This window comes from Streptomyces anatolicus, assembly GCF_019400875.1.
Lineage (GTDB): Bacteria > Actinomycetota > Actinomycetes > Streptomycetales > Streptomycetaceae > Streptomyces > Streptomyces anatolicus.
The window spans coordinates 1-2,825 of record NZ_WMBF01000664.1 but is presented as its reverse complement, the minus strand read 5'-3'; the positions used below and the strand labels follow the sequence as shown (position 1 = coordinate 2,825).

The following is a 2,825-nucleotide window of genomic DNA, read 5'->3' as shown; positions in this document are numbered from 1 at the left end:
CCTTCCCACCCAGCCCACGCAAGCCTGAACGGACCCTCCACCACCATGGCCCTCCCCGCCATCACCCCCTATCCCATGCCGTCCGCCGACGAGTTGCCCGCCAACCGCGTCGACTGGAAGGTCGACCCGTCCCGCGCGGTGCTCCTCGTGCACGACCTGCAGAACTACTTCCTCTCGGCATACGACCGCGACGCCTCCCCGGTGCCGGAACTCCTCACACACGTAGCCGAGTTGAAGCGCCAAGCCGAAAGGCTCGGCGTACCCGTGCTGCACACCGCGCAGCCCGGCGGCCAGACGCCCGAGGAGCGCGGCCTCCAGCAGGACTTCTGGGGCCCGGGCCTGCCGGCCGACGAGCAGGCGGCGGCGATCGCCCCCGAGATCGGCCCGGCACCCGCCGAGACGGTCCTCACCAAGTGGAAGTACAGCGGTTTCGTCCGCACCGACCTCCTGGAACGGCTGCGCGAACAGGGCCGCGACCAGCTGGTCATCACCGGCGTCTACGCCCACATCGGCGTCCTGATGACGGCATGCGACGCGTGGATGCAGGACATCCAGGCGTTCGTGGTCGCCGACGCGGTGGCCGACTTCTCGGCCGACGACCACGCGATGGCGCTGCGCTGGGCGGCGGGCAAGTGCGCGGTCGTCACGACGACGGGGGCGGTCTTCGGGGAAACCGGCGGCCACGGCGACAGCGACGGCACGACCGACCTGGGCGGCACGACCGCCCCCGACCATGCATAAAGGCAGGACCACGACATGACCTCCCCCCTGACCCTGACCCTGACCCTCGACCAGCTGCGCACAGACGTGGCGGACGTCCTCGGCGAGGACCCGGCCGACATCCCGGCGGACGAGAACCTCGTCGACTACGGCCTCGACTCCGTACGCCTCATGACCCTGCTGAACCGCTGGCGCCGCGACCACGGCGTAACGGCGTCGTTCGCGGACCTGGCGGAGGAGCCGGCGTTGGAGAAGTGGGTGCCGCTGCTGACACGCGAGGGATAACCGCTCGCCTCAGAAGGCGGAGTTGGCGAACCACCGCTCAAGCAACTCCCCATCCCCCGCGACCGCGAACCCGCCGAAGTCCCGCCCGACACGCCCGTAAAGGAGCAGAAGCAGATCAGCGGCGCTTCCCTGCACGGAGGCGTCCACGGCCCGCCCGTCCCACGCTCCGACGAGCCCGAAACCGTCGGGACGCAACTGGACAAGCCACTCCCGCCCGACGTCAGCGGCCCGGAAACGGATGACTTCACCCCGGCCGCGCAGCCGGGCGACACCGGGCGCGAACGGCGTGGCGAAGGGCAGATTGACGAGGAACTCGTCCACACCGTCGGCGGCCAACGCCGGTTCGATCACGGACGGCAACCCGAGGGCGCTCTCCGCGTCGACGCGGTGCACAAGCGTCTCGTAGAGCATGCGCCGCACCCAGAACCGGGCGTAAGGGTCGGCACCCCACGTCCACATCGGCGCGTCGAGGTCGACCTCGGCGAAGGCGCGGGCGGCAAGATCCGCACTGGCGGCGAGCCAGGCGCCGTACGCGTCATCCCGCTCCGGGAGCTCAAGCTCGACCGCGCGGGTCGCGGGCGGCTCCTGGATGTTGCTCCGCAGCAGTACGGAGAACCAGCGCTGCACGCTCCCGGTGTGCCGGACGAGATCGAGAAGCGTCCACCCCGGACACCCGGGAACGGAAGCGGAGAGATCGACCCCTTCCAACACCGCCACGAACCGCCGACTCTCGGCGGCGACGGCGTCGCGATGCCCCTGAACCCCGCCAAGACCACCCTCACCGAACACAGTCACCGGCGACACCTCCCCCCACCTCGGCCGCGTCGAGCGCGGCGGTCAGGGTGTTGAGCCGATCCCGCAGCTCCCGCACCTCATCGAGGGAGAGCCCGGTGGACTCGGCGATGGCGCGAGGCACGGCAAGGGCGGCCTCGCGCAAGGCTCCCCCCTGCTCGGTGAGCCGCACCACGACGGACCGCTCGTCCTCGGCACTGCGCCGCCGCTCCACGTGCCCGGCCGCCTCCAGCCGCTTGAGCAGCGGCGACAAGGTCCCGGAGTCCAGCCGCAACCGCTCCCCGATCTTCTTGACGGGCAGCTCGCCGTGCTCCCAGAGCACGAGCATCACCAGGTACTGCGGGTAGGTGAGCCCGAGATCCTTGAGGGCGGCCCGGTAGACCCCGTTGAAGGCGCGGGCGGCGGCGTGCAACGAGAAGCAGATCTGATGATCGAGCCGCAGAAAATCCTCGTCACTGGGTACGCGTGTCTCCATACCCCCACCCTACAGCGCACCCAACTAAGTTGCGCACAACTAAATAGCGTGCTCTACTAAACCCACAAAGCAGAACCGCGAAGAGGAACCAGCACTAAGAGGAAGAGGAACCATGGACGCGCTGTACACCGCCGTAGCCACCGCGAACGGCCGCGAGGGCCGCGCCGTAAGCTCGGACGGCCAGATCGACCTCCCCCTCGGCTTCCCCGCCGCACTCGGGGGCAACGGCAAGGGCACCAACCCCGAGCAGCTCTTCGCCGCGGGCTACGCGGCCTGCTTCGCCAGCGCGATGGGCAACATCGCACGCCAGGAGAAGATCGACGTCTCGGACGTCTCGGTGACCGCCGAGGTCAGCATCGGCAAGGACACGGACGGCGGCTTCGGCCTCTCGGTGATCATGCGAGCGGAACTCCCCGACCACCTCCAGGGCGCCGCGGGCGAGGACCTCCTGAAGAAGACCCACGCGTACTGCCCCTACTCCAAGGCGACCCGGGGCAACATCCCCGTGGAACTGGTAATCGAGTAACGAGTAACCACCCCCGCCCCCCAGGAC

Annotated in this window: 5 protein-coding genes; 3 read left to right on the top strand and 2 right to left on the bottom strand. The window is 69.5% G+C overall.

The genetic code is table 11. The features are described 5' to 3' along the window. Positions 1-45: 45 nt before the first annotated feature. Both GKQ77_RS31105 and GKQ77_RS31100 read left to right on the top strand, forming a co-directional pair. On the top strand, positions 46-741 hold the full coding sequence (locus GKQ77_RS31105) for an isochorismatase family protein (protein WP_219692462.1): 696 nt from the start codon (positions 46-48) through the stop codon (positions 739-741). Between the two features lie 15 nt (positions 742-756). After that, on the top strand, positions 757-1,005 hold the full coding sequence (locus GKQ77_RS31100; protein ID WP_219692461.1) for a phosphopantetheine-binding protein: 249 nt from the start codon (positions 757-759) through the stop codon (positions 1,003-1,005). Between the two features lie 9 nt (positions 1,006-1,014). On the opposite strand, the gene GKQ77_RS31095 is transcribed toward GKQ77_RS31100, so the two are convergent. Beyond that, on the bottom strand, positions 1,015-1,794 hold the full coding sequence (locus GKQ77_RS31095; protein WP_308117836.1) for a maleylpyruvate isomerase family mycothiol-dependent enzyme: 780 nt from the start codon (positions 1,792-1,794) through the stop codon (positions 1,015-1,017). Beyond that, a complete protein-coding gene (locus GKQ77_RS31090) occupies positions 1,784-2,272 on the bottom strand; it encodes a MarR family winged helix-turn-helix transcriptional regulator (RefSeq protein WP_219692459.1) in 489 nt (162 codons plus the stop codon). Before GKQ77_RS31090 ends, GKQ77_RS31095 begins: the two co-directional genes overlap by 11 nt. A 112-nt stretch (positions 2,273-2,384) precedes the next feature. Between GKQ77_RS31090 and GKQ77_RS31085 the strand changes: the two genes are divergently transcribed. Then, positions 2,385-2,798, top strand: coding sequence for an organic hydroperoxide resistance protein (locus tag GKQ77_RS31085; RefSeq protein WP_219692458.1), 414 nt, complete (start codon positions 2,385-2,387; stop codon positions 2,796-2,798). The last annotated feature ends 27 nt before the right edge of the window (positions 2,799-2,825 follow it).

What these genes read in the sequence shown, in the direction of transcription:
- GKQ77_RS31105 (WP_219692462.1), top strand. Translation starts at nt 46, where the DNA reads ATGGCCCTCCCCGCCATCACCCCCTATCCCATGCCGTCCGCCGACGAG.
- GKQ77_RS31085 (WP_219692458.1), top strand. Translation starts at nt 2,385, where the DNA reads ATGGACGCGCTGTACACCGCCGTAGCCACCGCGAACGGCCGCGAGGGC.
- GKQ77_RS31090 (WP_219692459.1), bottom strand. Translation starts at nt 2,272, where the DNA reads ATGGAGACACGCGTACCCAGTGACGAGGATTTTCTGCGGCTCGATCAT.
- GKQ77_RS31100 (WP_219692461.1), top strand. Translation starts at nt 757, where the DNA reads ATGACCTCCCCCCTGACCCTGACCCTGACCCTCGACCAGCTGCGCACA.